Origin of the sequence: Metabacillus flavus (assembly GCF_018283675.1) — a bacterium.
GTDB lineage: Bacteria > Bacillota > Bacilli > Bacillales > Bacillaceae > Metabacillus_B > Metabacillus_B flavus.
Genome location: NZ_JAGVRK010000001.1, coordinates 2,407,720 through 2,425,180, shown reverse-complemented (window position 1 = coordinate 2,425,180; position 17,461 = coordinate 2,407,720). Strand labels below are relative to the sequence as shown.

12 protein-coding genes and 1 pseudogene are annotated in these 17,461 nt (G+C 42.7%); 12 read left to right on the top strand and 1 reads right to left on the bottom strand.

What is annotated here, in order from left to right; genetic code table 11:
- Nucleotides 1–61 precede the first annotated feature (61 nt).
- The 7 genes and pseudogenes from spoIVB (at nucleotide 62) to J9317_RS12420 (ending at nucleotide 10,081) form a co-directional block, all read left to right on the top strand.
- Nucleotides 62–1,387: a SpoIVB peptidase gene (gene spoIVB, locus J9317_RS12450; protein ID WP_211559056.1), complete on the top strand. Its 1,326-nt coding sequence runs from the start codon at nucleotides 62–64 to the stop codon at nucleotides 1,385–1,387.
- A 452-nt stretch (nucleotides 1,388–1,839) separates the two neighbouring features.
- The gene (spo0A, locus tag J9317_RS12445; protein WP_035404263.1) at nucleotides 1,840–2,631 is read left to right on the top strand and encodes a sporulation transcription factor Spo0A; all 792 of its coding nucleotides are present in this window, start codon (nucleotides 1,840–1,842) and stop codon (nucleotides 2,629–2,631) included.
- Nucleotides 2,632–2,991: 360 nt separating this feature from the next.
- The gene (locus tag J9317_RS12440) at nucleotides 2,992–3,366 is read left to right on the top strand and encodes a YciI family protein (protein WP_211559055.1); all 375 of its coding nucleotides are present in this window, start codon (nucleotides 2,992–2,994) and stop codon (nucleotides 3,364–3,366) included.
- A 60-nt stretch (nucleotides 3,367–3,426) separates the two neighbouring features.
- Nucleotides 3,427–3,963: a DinB family protein gene (locus J9317_RS12435; protein ID WP_211559052.1), complete on the top strand. Its 537-nt coding sequence runs from the start codon at nucleotides 3,427–3,429 to the stop codon at nucleotides 3,961–3,963.
- A 472-nt stretch (nucleotides 3,964–4,435) separates the two neighbouring features.
- Nucleotides 4,436–6,616 carry a bifunctional metallophosphatase/5'-nucleotidase gene (locus J9317_RS12430; RefSeq protein WP_211559051.1) on the top strand — a complete coding sequence of 727 codons (2,181 nt, stop codon included), beginning with the start codon at nucleotides 4,436–4,438 and terminating at the stop codon, nucleotides 6,614–6,616.
- Between the two features lie 58 nt (nucleotides 6,617–6,674).
- Nucleotides 6,675–9,244 (top strand): annotated as a pseudogene (locus tag J9317_RS12425) (bifunctional 2',3'-cyclic-nucleotide 2'-phosphodiesterase/3'-nucleotidase).
- A 102-nt stretch (nucleotides 9,245–9,346) separates the two neighbouring features.
- On the top strand, nucleotides 9,347–10,081 hold the full coding sequence (locus J9317_RS12420; RefSeq protein WP_211559049.1) for a glycerophosphodiester phosphodiesterase: 735 nt from the start codon (nucleotides 9,347–9,349) through the stop codon (nucleotides 10,079–10,081).
- Nucleotides 10,082–10,117: 36 nt separating this feature from the next.
- Here J9317_RS12420 and J9317_RS12415 read toward each other — a convergent pair whose 3' ends face one another.
- On the bottom strand, nucleotides 10,118–10,357 hold the full coding sequence (locus tag J9317_RS12415; protein ID WP_211559047.1) for a DUF2627 domain-containing protein: 240 nt from the start codon (nucleotides 10,355–10,357) through the stop codon (nucleotides 10,118–10,120).
- A gap of 155 nt (nucleotides 10,358–10,512) precedes the next feature.
- Here J9317_RS12415 and J9317_RS12410 point away from each other — a divergent pair, with 155 nt between their 5' ends.
- From J9317_RS12410 to lpdA, 5 genes are all read left to right on the top strand, one after another.
- Nucleotides 10,513–12,579 carry a sigma-54 interaction domain-containing protein gene (locus J9317_RS12410; protein ID WP_211559045.1) on the top strand — a complete coding sequence of 689 codons (2,067 nt, stop codon included), beginning with the start codon at nucleotides 10,513–10,515 and terminating at the stop codon, nucleotides 12,577–12,579.
- 129 nt (nucleotides 12,580–12,708) lie between these two features.
- Nucleotides 12,709–13,605: a phosphate butyryltransferase gene (gene yqiS, locus J9317_RS12405; protein WP_211559043.1), complete on the top strand. Its 897-nt coding sequence runs from the start codon at nucleotides 12,709–12,711 to the stop codon at nucleotides 13,603–13,605.
- A gap of 30 nt (nucleotides 13,606–13,635) precedes the next feature.
- Nucleotides 13,636–14,730, top strand: coding sequence for a branched-chain amino acid dehydrogenase (bcd, locus tag J9317_RS12400; protein WP_211559041.1), 1,095 nt, complete (start codon nucleotides 13,636–13,638; stop codon nucleotides 14,728–14,730).
- A gap of 18 nt (nucleotides 14,731–14,748) precedes the next feature.
- Nucleotides 14,749–15,891, top strand: a complete 1,143-nt coding sequence (gene buk, locus J9317_RS12395; protein ID WP_431190679.1) for a butyrate kinase — start codon at nucleotides 14,749–14,751, stop codon at nucleotides 15,889–15,891.
- A gap of 18 nt (nucleotides 15,892–15,909) precedes the next feature.
- Nucleotides 15,910–17,331 carry a dihydrolipoyl dehydrogenase gene (gene lpdA, locus J9317_RS12390; protein ID WP_211559037.1) on the top strand — a complete coding sequence of 474 codons (1,422 nt, stop codon included), beginning with the start codon at nucleotides 15,910–15,912 and terminating at the stop codon, nucleotides 17,329–17,331.
- The last annotated feature ends 130 nt before the right edge of the window (nucleotides 17,332–17,461 follow it).

Below are 17,461 nucleotides of genomic sequence, written 5' to 3'. Positions count from 1 at the left end.
TCTCTCCGCTGGTTATAAACGAGCCTCTAGAAGGCAAAAGTAATGAGTGTAGCCATTTCATATGGTGTGGGTAAGGAGCGAGGAGAGTGAAAGTGTGGCATTAGAAAAAATCAGAAAAATAATTGGTGTAATTCTCCTTGTATCTTTAATAAGTATAGGTTTTCTCAAACCTGTGAAAGAATACATTCAGCTCCCAAAAACGGTTACGATCTTTGAATCCCAAACAGCCAGTCTTGCTTCGGCTATGCCTGTACAGGCAGCCGCTGCAAGTTCTCATACAGAAGCTTTCAGTGTTGATCAAACAAATTCTGAAGTAAAGCTTAAAGGTGAAAAAGCAGGTGAATCAAGCGTAGTCTTTGAATGGGGCGGCATGCCTGTAAAAAAGACAGAGGTCAGAGTCCTTCCGGATTTAAAAATCATTCCCGGAGGACAATCCATCGGTGTAAAGCTGAACACTCTTGGTGTACTCGTTGTAGGGCATCACCAGGTCAATACCGCTGAAGGCAAGCAGTCACCAGGAGAAATAGCCGGTGTGCAGGTTGGAGATATCATTACGGAAATTGACGGTACAAAAATTGAAGAAATGAATGATGTAACTCCGTTTATCGAATCATCTGGGAAAACAGGAAAACCCCTGAACCTTGTGATTTACCGGGACAATCGATCGCATAAAGCTAAATTGTACCCTCTCAAAGATGAAAACGATCAGGCGTACAGAATCGGATTATATATTCGTGATTCAGCCGCTGGGATTGGGACCATGACCTTTATCGAACCGCAATCTCAAAAATACGGGGCGCTAGGCCACGTTATATCGGATATGGATACAAAAAAGCCAATCGTCGTTCATGACGGCGAAGTAATGAGATCAACCGTAACATCCATTGAAAAAGGCAATAACGGAAATCCCGGAGAAAAAATAGCGAGATTTTCAAGTGACCGCGTCATTGTCGGAGATATTTCAAGAAACAGCCCCTTTGGAATTTTCGGCAGACTGAATCAGGGAATGAGCAATGGAGTTGCTGACAAGCCTCTGCCGGTTGCGCTTTCTCATGAAGTAAAAGAAGGTCCGGCTAAAATTCTTACTGTAGTTGAAGATGATAAAGTTGAGGCATTCGATGTCAAGATTGTCAGTACCATTCCGCAGAAATTCCCCGCTACAAAAGGACTGGTTCTCAAAGTCACCGATTCGAGACTCCTTGAAAAAACAGGAGGCATTGTACAGGGGATGAGCGGAAGTCCGATTATCCAAAACGGAAAAGTAATTGGAGCAGTAACACATGTATTTGTAAACGATCCAACCTCGGGCTACGGAGTCCATATTGAATGGATGCTGAACGAGGCAGGAATTAACCTTTATAAAGAAAAAGTTCAAACTGCAAGCTGATAGGGAGGCTGCCTAAAAAGCCTTGTCAGAGAAATAATATGAAAACCCGGAAAGCTGGCATTTCCGGGTTTTTGTTTTCCGTTAAAGATTATAGGCGGTGTTCCTTCTCCAAGGCAGCATCCTGCAGCGGAAATCCCAAACCAATCGAATTTCAAACCGCGAAAGCAGCTTTCTGCACGACTCCTTTTTGTTTGTAAAGTTTTAAAATTCCCTTTATTTATGCCGGGATATTGGTTACAATATCCATAGAAAGATTTTTCGACATAATTGTCAGAAAATTAAAATGTCAAATTGCATTTATGGTCGAAATTATGAGTAAAATGGAGAAAAACAGAGATATATTTAATTTTTGAATTTTTTTCAAAAAATTAGAGGTGTTTTATTCATGATTGTCGAAAACTTCTTTTAGATGACCAGTACCTATGGGAATTGAAGACTGAGGAGGAAAAATGGTGAATAAAATCAAAGTGTGTATCGTGGACGATAATCGTGAGCTAGTGGGGCTTCTGGAGGAATATATTTCGGGACAAAATGATATGGAAGTGCAAGGCGTGGCTTATAATGGACAAGAATGTCTGCAAATGCTGGAGGAAAAGAAACCGGACGTATTGGTTCTCGACATCATAATGCCGCATCTTGACGGCTTAGCCGTTCTGGAGAAGCTTAGAAATCTTAATCTGGAAAAACAGCCTAACGTCATTATGCTGACTGCCTTTGGCCAGGAAGATGTAACGAAAAAGGCTGTAGACCTCGGAGCATCTTATTTCATCCTAAAGCCATTCGATATGGAAAATCTCGCGAGCCACATCCGCCAGGTAAGCGGAAATGCTGCACCGATTATGAAAAGGTCATCCAGCTCCATCCTCAGCTCAAAACCTGAAAATAAATCGAGAAATCTTGATGCCAACATTACAAGCATCATCCATGAAATTGGTGTGCCGGCTCATATCAAAGGATATTTGTATTTGCGTGAAGCCATTTCCATGGTCTACAATGACATCGAATTGCTTGGCTCGATCACAAAAGTTCTCTATCCGGACATCGCTAAAAAATTCAACACGACAGCAAGCCGTGTGGAACGCGCCATCCGCCACGCAATCGAAGTGGCTTGGAGCCGCGGCAACATCGAATCCATCTCTTCTCTGTTCGGCTATACGGTAAGCATGACGAAAGCAAAGCCAACCAACTCCGAATTCATCGCAATGGTTGCGGATAAGCTTCGATTGGAACATATGGCTTCCTAACCAAAGATGCCAACGAATTTCTTTCGAGCATAATATAACGGGTTGTTTACCGAAAGACATCACTTTTTATTGGTTATTATTTAATAACGGTAAAGGGGAGGTGTCTTTTTTAATTTGAAATTTTATATGGATCAAACAAGAACTTATACAACAATACGTGGCATCATAACCCTGGAATTCTCCACTGCTAATTTCACTTTGAAATTAATAGGTAGTAGGTCAATAAAGGAAGGCAGCAGCTTTTTATTGAATTAAAGAGCAAAGAGTAATAAAGTTTTTAATGATAAGGAAAATATCTACAGGTTGTTAATCGTCGAATGATTCGTTGAAAAAAATCTGAGTGATCGAGGAGCGGTGAACTTGATATTTTTATGCATGGGCTATTTCAACCCAAAAAAAATGGATGCACGCCCAAGAGCGGAGATTGAGGCGGTAATGAGTGAATGCCAGCCGTACATTGAGAAATTTTATGAAAGCGGTAAGGTACTGCTTGATGCCGGTCTGGAGTCAGAGATCAAAAGCTTGCGTCGTGTAAACGGTAAGGTGATGACAACAGATGGTCCTATTACAAAAACAAAAGAGATGATAGGCAGCATATTCATTTTTGAAGCAGAAAACATGGATGAAGCAATTCAGCAAGCCTCTCTTCATCCGACGACGCAAGTCAGCAAAGGGGAAGAGTTTGACTGGTACATCGAAGTCCGTCCCGTTCATTACTTGAAGAAAGACAATTGAATGACATTTAGAAGGGAGGTTAACACGCTATTTCAGATCAAATGACAGGAGTTGTTTTCGTTGAGTGATTTGAAGCTGATTGAAAGCTACAAAATTTCCTTGCAAAATTATTCTTTGGAGCAGCTAAGGTATATACCTGAACCAGGGGTTTGGTCTATCGGTCAGATGTATGACCATTTGATTGTTGTAGCTCATGAATATATGGACAGTGTTAAGGCTTGTGAAAAAGCTGTTGGTGATCAAAAGCAGGAAAAGACTGAGTTTGGAGTACAACTTTTTACTATTGGTGGATTTCCTCCGATTAAAATTAAATTACCTGATGAACTTAATGCTCCACCCGACAATACAAAAACTAAAGAGGACATGATCCTTGAGCTTAATCAACTAATGACTAGAATGAAAGAATTGGAAGTGAGAGTGAAAGACTCAAACCCAAATTACAAAATCAAACATGGAGGATTTGGATGGCTGAATGCACAAGAATGGTTTTCTCTTATCGGGATGCATTTTCGTCATCATCTGCGTCAAAAGGATGAATTGGATCTAAAACTTGGTTTTGAACTACCTGCCACTTCATTTTCTGGCGAAAAAATTTGAAGCGGAGGACACCTTTATAGCTGTGTTAACTAGATAAATCATGGGAACTCCATTTCCACTTAGAGTTCCCTTTTTCCATTAAAGCTCCGCTGGAAAATCAATCAGTTCCTCTTCCACTCGAATGATCAGTATAGGCCGCATTCATTGAATACACCCGCTTTCAATCATCATTTTTCACCTTGTGTTTTCTCATTTAATTGCCAGAATACAGTTTTCCAATAAAGGTGTGGCTTTAGGTTTTTTACAAATAAATCTGATCAACTTCTTAAATATTTCTCCCTGGGTAATTCATTTTGGAAGAAAATCACGTATGACAACATTCCTTATATTCATACAAAATACCCCCTACTTTTCTATCATTTTACAGCATTTACAAAAAATAAACATATTTCACAGAGGAATTTAACAATGTGTATCTAGAATTATTAGTAGTTAAAAATATACATAGCGTTATAGGAGGACTTTAGAAAACATGAGAAGAAAAATCAGGAGATTCATTCAGCGAAGACTGGTAAAAGCCACACTGGCATTTACGGCAGCGGCAAGTGCTATCGTTATTTCTATTCCGGCTGCATCAGCAGAAGAGGGAAATGTTAAGGTTCAGCTGCTGGGAATTAATGATTTGCATGGGAAAATTGACGTGACAGGAACGCTGGCAAATGACCCGAAGAAGTATGGACAGGCTGACTACCTTGCGGCTTATTTGCGCCAAAGAGAAGCGGCTAATCCGAACACCATCACAATGCATTCAGGTGATATGGTAGGAGGAAGCTCGCCGGTATCCGCTTTGCTGCAGGACGAACCGACTGTTGAAATCATGGAATCCATTGGTTTGGATATAGGAACGGTCGGCAACCATGAATTTGATGAAGGGGTTCCGGAGATGAATCGCCTTATTAAGGGCGGCGATCATGCAAACGGAACGAAAGGATACGACGGAATGAACTTTCCGCTCGTCGCAGCAAACGTAAACTATAAAGACACCGGCAAGCTGCTTCTTGAACCTTATAAAATCATAGAAAGAGGCGGAGAAAAGATTGCCTTCATCGGTGTAGCAACAACTGCCACTCCTGCAAATGTAGTAGCGTCAGCTGTCGAGAATATCGAATTCACGGATGAAGCAGAAGCGATTAATAAGTATGTTCCTGAAGTCAAGAATCAAGGGGTAAAAGCCATCGTTGTTCTTGCCCACGTTCCTGTAGAAGGAGTTGTTACTCCGACAGGCGAGCTTGCTGATTTGGCGAACAAAGTAGATGATGAGGTGGATGTCATTTACGGTGCCCACAATCACAAGAAAGCAAATGGACTGGTGGATAATAAATTGCTCGTTCAAGCCTGGGAATACGGCAAGGCTTTTGTTGATGTAGATTTAGAGATTGATCGTAATACCCATGACATTGTTAAGAAGCAGGCTGAAATCGTAGATGTCGTTCAGGAAAACATCACTCCTGACCCGGCAGTTAGAGAAATTCTTAAAAAGTATGCTGACCAAACAGGGCCGAAGCTGAATGAGGTAGTGGGAAAAACTGATGAAGCGATTGAAGGCGGCTACGGTAAAAAAGGTGCCATAGGGGACAATGCTCTGGGCAATTTAATTGCAGACGGAATGAACGCTTCAATGAAAAGTGATTTTGCCCTAATGAACGGAGGAGGAATCCGTGACGTTATTAATGCAGGCGATATCACTTGGGGAGAACTGTTTAACGTTCAGCCATTTGGAAATTACCTTGTCAAAACGTCTGTCACTGGTGAAGGGCTGCGTGATATCGTCAATGCCCAGATTTCCTCTCAGTACGGACCTGATTGTTCAATCGGCGGCTTCACGTACAAATGGGATGGAAAAACAAACAAAGTAACGGAATTGAAAATGGCAGATGGTTCGCCTGTTCAGGATAAAAAGGTTTATACCCTTACTGTGAACAACTATATGTATGATCATACAGATGATAAATACCGGATTCGTGCAAACGGCACGGGAAGAACAGATGGAGCAGTTGATTTGGACGCTACAGTGAACTTTGTTAAATCCTTCAAAGAGCCAATTGCCTATAAAGCATCAGGAAGAATTTCAGAAGGACCTGCTGCAGAAACTCCTTCAGAATGGGAAATGGAAAAGGAGAAAAGCCCTGTAGGCCGATTAATTTTGAAAAAACCGGTGAAGCTCATGAAGCATGAACAAGACGGATCCCTCAGTGAAGTTCGTACATTAAATGCAAAAGAAAACCTTCGTGTGTATGGTTCAAACAGCAAGTGGCATAACGTAGGCGGTGACTACTTTGTAGCTGCTGATTCAAATACAGTCCTTTATACAGGAAGAGTTCTAATTAAAGAAGATATGAAACTGTACTCTTCAAATGGACTGGTTTACCGTACTCTTAAAAAGGGAGAAGCTGTAAAAGTTTATTCCTTGGAAGAGGACAGGTATAAGGTAGGAAATGGATATTATGTGAAGAAAGACCACAGTGCTGTTTATTTTGAAGGGATGGTTTCCATTTTAGGAGATGTTTCGCTCTGGAAGGAAGGACAATCTGTTAAGACTCTCAAAAGAGGCAGTTTGTACCGTGTTTACGGAGTAGAAGATGACCTTCTGTATGTAGGCGGCGGTTATTCGATCAAGCTTGAAGCAGGGAAGGTTTCATACAGCAAAAACTAAATAGGAAAACGGGGAGGGACTTCTCTCCTTCCCCATTAAAAAAATCGGGGGAAACATGATGAAAAAGAAAAATAGTTTAGTTAACCTATCTTTAGCAGCAGCAGTCGCTCTAAGCGCAATCTCACTTCCAACAGCCTTTCCTGTAACAGCTCAAGGGGAGACAGCAGAATCCATTGTGAAGCTGCGCTTAATGGAAACTACAGACATACATACATTTGTCACAGATTATGACTATTATTCCGATCAGGCAAAGGAAACCTTTGGTTTGACGAGAACGGCAACTTTGATTGATAAAATGAGAGCAGAAGCTAAAAACTCTATCCTTGTAGACAATGGTGACTTAATCCAGGGAAATCCTCTTGGAGAGTATATGGCTAAAGTTAAAGGCCTGAAAGAAGGAGACGTTCATCCGGTATATAAAGCGATGAACCTGATGAACTATGACGCTGCAACATATGGCAATCATGAGTTTAATTATGGTCTTGATTTCCTGAATGAAGCGGTGGATGACGCAAACTTTGACTATGTGAATGCGAATGTATACAAAGCGGATGGCGATCAAAATCCGGATAATGATGAAAACTACTTCACACCTTATAAAATCGCAGAAAAGAAAGTAACAGATGAGACTGGTGCAGAACAGACGATCAAAATCGGTTATATTGGATTCGTTCCGCCGCAAATTAACACATGGGATAAAGAGAATTTGGAAGGCAAGGTCGTAACGAAGGATATCGTAAAATCGGCGCAAAAATTCATTCCGGAAATGAAACAAAAGGGTGCTGATATTATTGTTGTTCTATCCCATTCCGGACTGGATCCGGCTGCACAGGGGACGGAGCTGAAAACACGGTATTTGATCTCGCTACAAAGGTTCCCGATATTGATGCCATTGTTTCCGGACATCAGCATGGTCTGTTTCCTGGAGACGCGAAATATAACAACGTTGATAAAATTGATAATAAAAAAGGAACCGTTAATGGCATACCTGTTGTTATGCCTAAAAACTGGGGCTCACATCTTGGTCTGATTGATATGACTCTTTCTAAAATGAATGGGAAATGGGAGGTTTCTGATTCCCAGTCAGCCGCTTCGGCAATTTATGATTCGGCTGCAAAAAAATCACTTGCCCAGCCTAAAAAAGAACTCGTGGATGCAGTGAAGGCTGAACATGAAGGAACTCTGGAATATGTACGGAAAGAAGTTGGGCAGACATCCGCGCCGATTAACAGCTTCTTCGCTCTAGTCAAGGATGATCCATCCGTACAGATTGTAAATGACGCACAACGGTGGTATGCAGCTTCAAAGGTGAAAGGAACAGAGAATGAAAAGCTGCCTCTCCTATCAGCTGCAGCCCCATTTAAAGCAGGCGGACGCAATGGTTCCGGATATTTCACAAATATACCTAAAGGAAAATTGGCGATTAAAAATATTGGAGATTTATATCTTTATGACAACACGCTTCAAATTGTAAAGCTTAAAGGCTCAGACGTTAAAGAGTGGCTTGAAATGTCAGCGGGTGCATACAATCAGATTGACCCTTCAAAAACAGTGGATCAGCCACTGCTAAACCCGGAGTTTGCATCCTTCAATTATGATGTTATCGATGGTGTTACGTATCAAATCGATGTAACAAAGCCAGCGAAATATGCGGGTGACGGCAAAATTAAAAACGCTGATTCCAGCAGAATTAAAAACCTGCAGTACAATGGCAAACCGATTGACTTGAATCAGGAATTTTTGGTTGCAACGAATAACTACCGTGCTTCCGGCGGCGGGAATTTCCCTGGAGTGACTCCGGACAAGATTGTTTTTAAAGCGCCAGATGAAAACAGACAGGCTTTGCTTCAGTATATACAGTCAAAATCAGTACTTGACCCAAGTGCAGACGAAAACTGGTCCTTTGCAAAAGTCGATGCCAAAGGAAAAGTAACGTTTAATTCTTCACCGGAAGCAAAAGCTTCTGTCCCAGCGGATGGTGCGATTGCTTACAAAGGAGAAGAGGCTGAGGGATTTGCGGGTTATCAGCTTGATCTTTCCAAGATGAAAGAAGAGGATGAATCGAAAGATGACATTGGCGAAATGGAAATCGGTATGCTTCCATCAGCAAGACTAATTATAAAACTGCCGGTTGATATCATGAAGCGGAACGCTGATGGAGCTCTTGTAAAACACCGCACGGCAGCGAAAAACGAAACCATTCGTGTTTATGGCAGCAATGAGGGATGGTATAACGTCGGAGGCGAATATTTCGTTAAAAAAGATTCTCATACAGCTGCATACAAGGGCAGAATCCTTGTAATGAAAGATACGAAGTTATACTCTTCAACTGGAATGGTTTACCGCACGCTGAAAAGAGGCGAAGCCATTAAGGTTTATGGTTCTAATGATACAAAGTATGATGTTGGCGGTGGCTTCTATGTGAAGAAGTCCGCGGATGCCCGTTATTTTGAAGGAATTGTTACGATAAAAACGAATGTACCGCTTGTTAAAGAAGGCAGCAGAACCATCATGCTTAAAAAAGGTTTGCAATACCGTGTTTATGGAACGGAGGGCAAAAACCTGATGATGGGAGGAGGCTACTCCATCCTGCATGATTCTTCAAAAGTGACTTATTCTAAAAACTGATTTTGAAACGCCTGATTCCCTAGCATGGGGCAGGCGTTTTTTAAGTTTGAATTTTGTGGTATATAGAGTATAAGAGGATACTATAAGAGAGAAGGTGACGAAATGACATTGATTTTCGGACATAGAGGCTCGGCTGGTACAAGGCCAGAAAATACGATGATCTCATTTAAAGAGGCAGTTCGGTTAGGGGCAGATGGGATTGAACTTGATGTCCATCTTAGCAAGGACCAAATTCCAGTTGTCATTCATGATGAAACGCTGGACCGAACGACAAATGGTTCAGGATTTGTCAAAGACTATTCAGCTGATGAACTCGTCCATTTAGATGCAAGCTGGAAATTTGATGAGTATAGGGGAGAAGCAAATATACCGCTCTTAGAAGAGGTATTGAAATGGGCTTCTGAAAGCGCTGTGCCATTTATTATCAATATTGAATTAAAGAATAATGTAATCGAGTATTCAGGGCTTGAGGAAAAAGTAATTAGTTTGGTGAAGCATTTTGAGCTGGATGATCGGGTGATTTTGTCTTCCTTTAATCACTCAAGCATGGTTTTAGCTTTGAAAACAGAACCGAAAATTGAGACAGCGCTGCTTTACACTGACGGGATTTACAAGCCTTATGAATATGCCAGAAGAGCAGGAGCAAGATCTATTCATCCATTAATGAGGACGGTCAAGAATGAATTAATCGATTTATCAAGGGAAAACAGTATCTCGGTCCGGCCTTTTACGGTTAATGATGATAAGGAAATGCATATGCTGTTCGAATGGGAAAGTGACGGTTTTTTTACCGATTATCCCGGAAAAGCAATTGAAATAAAGAAATCGATAAAGTAAAAGAAAGGAAGGCAGCCCGGGTGGGTTGCCTTCCTTCTATTTTCTTCTGCTAAAACGCTTTTGAACCTTATTGTGCTTACGGTCCCGATAAAAAATAAATCCTGCAGTGAAACCGAGCCCTCCGATGAACAATAGTACTCCAAGAATGAATTGAACAAGCAAAGAAGGAATAGGCGGCTGAAGAATACCAAAAAAAAGATCCCGTAAGAGTTTGATCCCATAGGCAGCCATAATGCCCGGTATTAATACGACGAGTAACGCTATTATTCTGGACATCTCTGTAACCCTTTCCAATTGCGATCATTAGCTATATTTTTCGCTTTTAAAAAAGATTTGTCAAGGCAGTTTAGTATGATATGATTGATTTGTGCAATAATTTGCAAAATAAGATGATTAGGATGAAAAATTTTTCATGTTCAAAGGGGATCTTTATGCAAAAAGTGTTGCTCGTAGGTGCAGGAAAAGGCGGAACGGTGCTATTAAAAATGCTAATTGAAACAAAGCTGATGAAGGTAGCGGCTGTTGCCGACATTGATCGTAAAGCTCCGGGAATCGTTTATGCACGAGAACAGGGAATTCCGGTAAACACGAATTGGAAAATGCTTTTCACCGAAGATATTGATGTTGTCATGGAAGCGACGGGGGATCCGCAAATTATGGAGGAGCTTCTAAAGGCAAGAAGCAGCCGAACCATCGTTGTACCTTCTACAGTGGCGCTGATTATAGCGAATTTAGTTAGAGAAACAGAGCAGCTGATTACCAGGCTGAAAGAACAGACTGGCAAATATACGACGATATTTGATTCAACAAATGACGGAATGATTGTAATTGATGCAAATGAAGACATCATCTTATTCAATAGAGTGGCAGAAAATGTGACAGGTCACATGAGAAATCAGGTGTTAGGCAAGAAAATAAGAGAGGTAATTCCATCTACCAGGCTTCCTGAAGTTCTTTACAGCCAGGAATCGGAATACAACCAGGAGCAGATTCTTGATAACGGGCTTAAAATTATTACAACTCGAATCCCGATTATGAATGAAGATGGGAGCCTGAGAGGGGCACTCTCCATATTTAAGGATATTTCAGATGCAGTCCAGCTTGCTGAAGAAATTACGAATCTTCGGGAAATTGAAACGATGCTTACGGCGATTATTCAGTCATCGGATGAAGCGATTTCCGTAGTGGATGAAAAAGGAAGAGGAATTCTTGTGAATCCCGCATACACTCGAATGACCGGCTTAAAGGAAGAGGACATTATTGGCCTTCCCGCTACAACTGATATTTCAGAAGGGGAGAGCATGCATTTGAGGGTGCTTCAGACGAGGCGCGCTGTGCGGGGTGTCCGGATGAAAGTGGGGAACAGCAGCAAAGATGTTTTAGTCAATGTGGCACCCGTTATTGTTGATGGAAAGCTGAAAGGAAGCGTAGGAGTCATTCATGATGTGTCTGAAATCAAGAAACTGACGGCGGAATTGAACAGAGCGCGGCAAATCATTAGAACACTTGAAGCGAAATACACCTTTTTAGATATTATCGGGGAAAGTGAAGAAATGAAGCTCGCGATTGAACAGGCGAAACTTGGCGCCAAAACGCCCGCTACCGTTCTTCTCCGCGGAGAATCGGGAACAGGGAAAGAACTGTTTGCTCATGCTATACATAATGAAAGTGACAGGAAATACAACAAGTTCATTAGGGTTAACTGTGCGGCTATTGCGGAAAATCTGCTTGAAAGTGAGCTTTTCGGCTATGAAGAGGGAGCATTTTCCGGAGCAAAAAGGGGCGGGAAAACCGGCTTTTTTGAGGAAGCGAACAATGGAAGCATATTCCTGGACGAAATAGGAGAGCTTTCACCGCAAATGCAGGCAAAGCTTTTGCGAGTGCTGCAGGAAAAAGAAATTGTCCGTGTAGGCGGGACAAAGCCGATTCCTGTTAATGTAAGGGTTATTGCGGCTACAAATATTAAGATTGAAAAAGCCATGACAGAGGGAGCCTTTCGGGAGGACCTCTATTATCGTCTGAATCGGTATCCTATTTCCATTCCTCCTCTTCGGCAGCGTAAAGGAGACATTATCCCTCTATGCGTCCATCTGATCAGGAAAATTAACCAGGATTACGGGAAGAATATTGAGGAGATCTCATCGGAGGCTGCTCAAATTCTTCACTCGCATGATTGGCCTGGTAATGTAAGAGAGCTAGAAAATATTTTGGGGAGAGCGATGATTTTTATGCTTCCATCCGAAAGGTGTATAAATGCTGCCCACCTGCCTGATTTCGTATCAGGAAAACCGGCTCAATCCAGAGCAGGAATTGGTTTGACCCAGCCGGAAATGACCCTTTCAGAGGCTATGGAAAGGACCGAAAAAGACATTATTAAAGCAACACTGCAAAAATTCGAGTATAATCGGACGCGGACGGCTAAATCTCTGGGAATTTCTCTGAGAAGTCTTTATTACAAAATGGAAAAGTACGGAATTGCAAAACCTGGCACGCAATAATTTGCGTATTGTGCAATATTTTGCAGGGTTAAGTTTTCATATGTACAGAGGTAACAGCGTTTAGGTGTTGGCACAGTTCTTGCTTATATATTCTATGGGTGCAGAATTTTTGAAGAGGGTGATTCAAGCATGAACTTGCAAACAGTTCTCCAAAAAGCAGCCGGAATTCGAGGGAAAAGAGTTGCTGTTGCTGCTTCAGAAGATCAGGAAGTTATGGAAATGATCAAAAAGGCGCTCGAACTGGAATTAGCAGAGTTTATTCTTTATGGAGATGAAACAAACATTTATGCCTTGTTAGATGGGGAACTGCGCACGAGCCATCTGATCCGGATTGTACATGCCCAGTCTCCAGAAAAAGCAGCAGAAATGGCCGTGAAAGCAGTAAGCAGCCAAGAGGCCGATGTTTTAATGAAGGGCGGCTTGCCCACAGCTGTATTGCTGAAGGAAGTTTTGAATAAGGAGCATGGTCTCCGAACAGGCAGTGTATTATCCCATGTTGCAGTATTTGATATCCCCTCAATGGACCGGCTCCTTTTTCTGACAGACGTAGCTATGAATATGCAGCCGGATCTTCAGCAAAAGCTTCAAATCACTTTAAATGCCGTGAAGGTAGCGAGCAGTCTGGGAGTACATGCTCCAAAGGTTGCTCCAATTGCAGCTGTTGAAGTCGTGAATCCTTCTATGCAGGCGACATTGGATGCGGCAGCTTTAACGCAGATGAACAGAAGAGGCCAGATCAAAGGCTGTTTAATTGATGGACCAATGGCGCTGGATATCGCTGTATCCAAGGAAGCGGCCGTCCATAAGGGAATTGAAAGTGAAGTGGCTGGACAAGCAGATATTCTGCTTATGCCAAATATAGAATCAGGCAATATTTTTTACAAATCATTGACTTATTTTGCACAGGCAAAGGTTGGCGGGATCCTTGCAGGAGCAAAAGCTCCCATCGTTTTAACGAGCCGTTCTGACTCTGCTGAAAGCAAATTGTATTCCTTAGCACTAGCAATTTGTTCTACTCAATCATAAATACGAATGAAAATCAGGGAGGAAACAAAGATGGAACTTTTTAAATATATGGAGCAATACGATTATGAGCAGGTAGTATTTTGCCAGGACAAGCAATCAGGATTAAAAGCAATCATAGCCATTCATGATACAACGCTTGGACCTGCTTTGGGCGGAACGCGCATGTGGACGTATGAATCCGAAGCAGCAGCTATTGAGGATGCACTTAGACTTTCACGCGGCATGACATATAAAAATGCAGCGGCAGGATTGAATCTTGGCGGAGGTAAAACGGTGATCATCGGGGATCCGAGAAAAGATAAAAATGAAGAAATGTTCCGTGCATTCGGCCGTTATATTCAAGGGTTAAACGGAAGATACATAACTGCAGAAGACGTGGGTACGACGGTTGAAGATATGGATATTATCCATGAAGAAACAAAATATGTTACGGGAATTTCCCCGGCATTCGGCTCTTCTGGAAATCCTTCACCGGTCACTGCATTTGGAGTATACAGAGGAATGAAGGCAGCCGCCAAAGAAGCGTTCGGCACCGATTCACTTGAAGGCAAGGTAATCGCGGTTCAAGGTATAGGGAACGTAGCTTTCAATCTTTGCCGCTACTTGCATGAAGAAGGCGCACAGCTGATTGTGACAGACATCAATAAAGAAGCCGTTCAGCGTGCAGTCGAAGAGTTTGGTGCGAAAGCTGTTGATCCAAATGAGATTTACAGCGTAGACTGCGATATTTACGCACCGTGTGCTCTGGGAGCGACAATTAACGACGACACCATTCCTCAGTTTAAGGCGCGTGTTATTGCTGGAGCAGCAAACAATCAGCTGAAAGAAACACGTCATGGAGATACCATTCATGAAATGGGCATTGTTTATGCACCGGATTACGTGATTAACGCAGGCGGAGTGATTAACGTAGCAGATGAACTGTACGGCTATAATCGCGACCGTGCTTTGAAAAAGGTTGAAGGCATATACAGCAACATTGAGAGTGTGCTTGAAATTGCGAAGCGCGACAGCATTCCGACCTATAAAGCAGCTGACCGTCTTGCGGAAGAAAGAATTGAGCGCATGAGAAATTCAAGAAGCCAGTTTCTTCAGAACGGCCAGCATATCTTAAACCGCAGATAAAAGAGCGGACTATATCCTATGCGGATTTGTTTAGAAACGGAGGACATTCTTTTGCAGGAAACAGATTATCGGATATTGGTGCTTAATCCCGGATCAACCTCAACGAAAATCGGTGTGTTTGATTCCAATCGGCCCATCCTAGAGAAAACCATCAGGCACAGTACAGAGGAAATTAGTGAATTTCCAACTGTCATCAGCCAATATCAATTCCGAAAAAATGCGATATTAGAAGCCATGGATGAAGAAGGAATCAACATTTCGAAGCTTTCTGCCGTGTGCGGACGAGGAGGCCTGCTTCGTCCTATAGAGGGCGGCACTTATAAAGTGAACAGCAGGATGCTTGAAGACCTCGAAAAGGGGTATGCCGGGCAGCACGCTTCCAATTTAGGCGGCATTATTGCCCACGAGATTGCTTCTGGTTTAAATATTCCGGCCTACATTGTGGATCCCGTTGTAGTGGATGAAATGGAACCTATAGCTAAAATATCCGGTATGCCTGCAATTGAACGCAAAAGCATCTTCCATGCACTGAATCAGAAAGCGATGGCTAGAAAAGCGGCAGCGCAACACGGGAAAAAGTATGAGGATCTTAACATAATCGTGACCCATATGGGGGGCGGAATTACGGTAGGTGTCCACAAAAAAGGAAAAGTGGTGGATGTGAATAATGGCCTTCATGGCGACGGCCCGTTTAGTCCCGAACGTGCGGGAACAGTTCCGGCAGGAGACCTTATCTCGATGTGCTTTTCTGGAGACTACTATCGTGAAGAAGTAATGAAGAAGCTTGTAGGACAAGCGGGTATGGTTGGATATTTAGGTACAAATGATGCCATTAAAGCAGAAAAAATGGTTGAAAATGGAGACGTGAAGGCAAAGCTTGTAATGGATGCTATGGCTTATCAGGTAGGAAAAGAAATTGGAGCGGCGAGTGCAGTACTTAAAGGAAAAGTCGACGCCATCGTCCTTACCGGCGGCCTTGCACATGGCAAACGTTTTACCTCACTCATTTCCAGTCATGTAGACTGGATAGCGGATGTCCTTATTCTCCCGGGTGAAAATGAATTGCAGGCACTGGCTGAAGGTGCTCTTCGAGTATTGAAAAAAGAAGAACAGGCAAAAGAATATCCCGGAACGAAGAAACCGGCAAAGGTATTCGGCTAGCAGAAGGGAGTTTATTTCATGGCGACAGAATATGATCTCGTTATTGTCGGCGGAGGAACAGGCGGATATGTGGCAGCCATCCGCGCTTCTCAGCTTGGATTAAAAACAGCCATTGTTGAAAAGGGCTTGCTCGGGGGAACGTGTCTGCATGCAGGCTGTATCCCAAGTAAAGCGCTTCTCAGGAGCGCAGAGGTTTATGCTCAAACAAAGAAATCCGAGGAATTCGGGGTTACCGTCTCTGGAGTTGAATTGAATTTTCCGAGGGTTCAGGAACGGAAACAAGGTATCGTAGATCAGCTGCATAAAGGTGTGCAGCACCTGATGAAGCAAGGGGAAATTGATGTATACGAAGGGCTTGGACGGATTTTGGGGCCATCTATTTTCTCGCCTATGCCTGGTACGATTTCCGTAGAGATGAATAATGGTACTGAAAATGAAATGCTTATTCCGAAAAATGTAATCGTCGCTACAGGCTCACGTCCCCGCTCCCTCCCAGGTCTTGAAATAGACGGGGAAACAGTGCTGACATCAGATGATGCACTGAAACTGGAAAGTTTGCCAGATTCAATGATCATCGTCGGAGGAGGCGTAATCGGAATCGAGTGGGCTTCCATGCTGTCTGATTTCGGTGTCAAAATAACGGTAATTGAGTATGCAGACCGGATTCTGCCGCTGGAGGATGCCGAAATTTCCAAAGAAATGCAGCGCCTTTTAAAGAAAAAAGGGGTCACCATTGTAACGGGAGCTAAAGTATTGCCGGAAACATTGAAAAAAGAAAATGGGGTCTTCGTAGAAGCGGAGAAAAATGGATCCAATCAGTCATTCGAAGCTTCAAAAATGCTCGTATCTGTAGGAAGGCAGGCTAATGTAGAGGGTATAGGGCTTGAAAATACGGATATTCAGGTAGAAAAGGGATTTATAAAAGTAAATTCCTACATGCAGACGAAAGAATCGCACATTTATGCGATTGGGGATGTTAACGGAGGACTTCAGCTGGCACACGTGGCATCCCATGAAGGAATTTTGGCTGTAGAGCATATTGCAAACCAAAATCCTCATCCGATTGATTATTCACTTGTCTCGAAATGTATTTATTCCACCCCGGAAGCCGCAAGTGTAGGGTTCACCGAGGAGGAAGCGAAAGAAAAAGGCTACAATGTTAAAATCGGCAAATTTTCTTTCCGTGCAATTGGAAAAGCACTTGTATACGGGGAATCCGATGGATTTGTGAAAATCGTAGCAGATAAGGATACCGATGATGTATTGGGTGTCCATATGATCGGACCGCATGTAACCGATATGATATCTGAAGCCGGACTTGCCCGCGTGCTGGATGCAACTCCTTGGGAGATTGGCCGCACCATTCATCCTCATCCAACGCTATCGGAAGCAATTGGGGAAGCCGCGCTTGCAGTTGATGGAAAAGCCATCCACAGCTAATTGAAGCTTGTCTGATATACAGGCATAACTGCCCGAGCGAAGGAATACAGAGTAAAAGCGCCGCATCCTGCGGGCCTCAACTAACCATCAGAGGAAAACACATTCCGCGGATGAAAGTTATGAATAAGGA

Coding starts and splice junctions, on each gene's coding strand:
- lpdA (WP_211559037.1), top strand. CDS start 15,910: ATGGCGACAGAATATGATCTCGTTATTGTCGGCGGAGGAACAGGCGGA.
- yqiS (WP_211559043.1), top strand. CDS start 12,709: ATGAACTTGCAAACAGTTCTCCAAAAAGCAGCCGGAATTCGAGGGAAA.
- J9317_RS12420 (WP_211559049.1), top strand. CDS start 9,347: ATGACATTGATTTTCGGACATAGAGGCTCGGCTGGTACAAGGCCAGAA.
- J9317_RS12415 (WP_211559047.1), bottom strand. CDS start 10,357: ATGTCCAGAATAATAGCGTTACTCGTCGTATTAATACCGGGCATTATG.
- J9317_RS12430 (WP_211559051.1), top strand. CDS start 4,436: ATGAGAAGAAAAATCAGGAGATTCATTCAGCGAAGACTGGTAAAAGCC.
- bcd (WP_211559041.1), top strand. CDS start 13,636: ATGGAACTTTTTAAATATATGGAGCAATACGATTATGAGCAGGTAGTA.
- spoIVB (WP_211559056.1), top strand. CDS start 62: ATGGTGTGGGTAAGGAGCGAGGAGAGTGAAAGTGTGGCATTAGAAAAA.
- buk (WP_431190679.1), top strand. CDS start 14,749: ATGCGGATTTGTTTAGAAACGGAGGACATTCTTTTGCAGGAAACAGAT.
- J9317_RS12410 (WP_211559045.1), top strand. CDS start 10,513: ATGCAAAAAGTGTTGCTCGTAGGTGCAGGAAAAGGCGGAACGGTGCTA.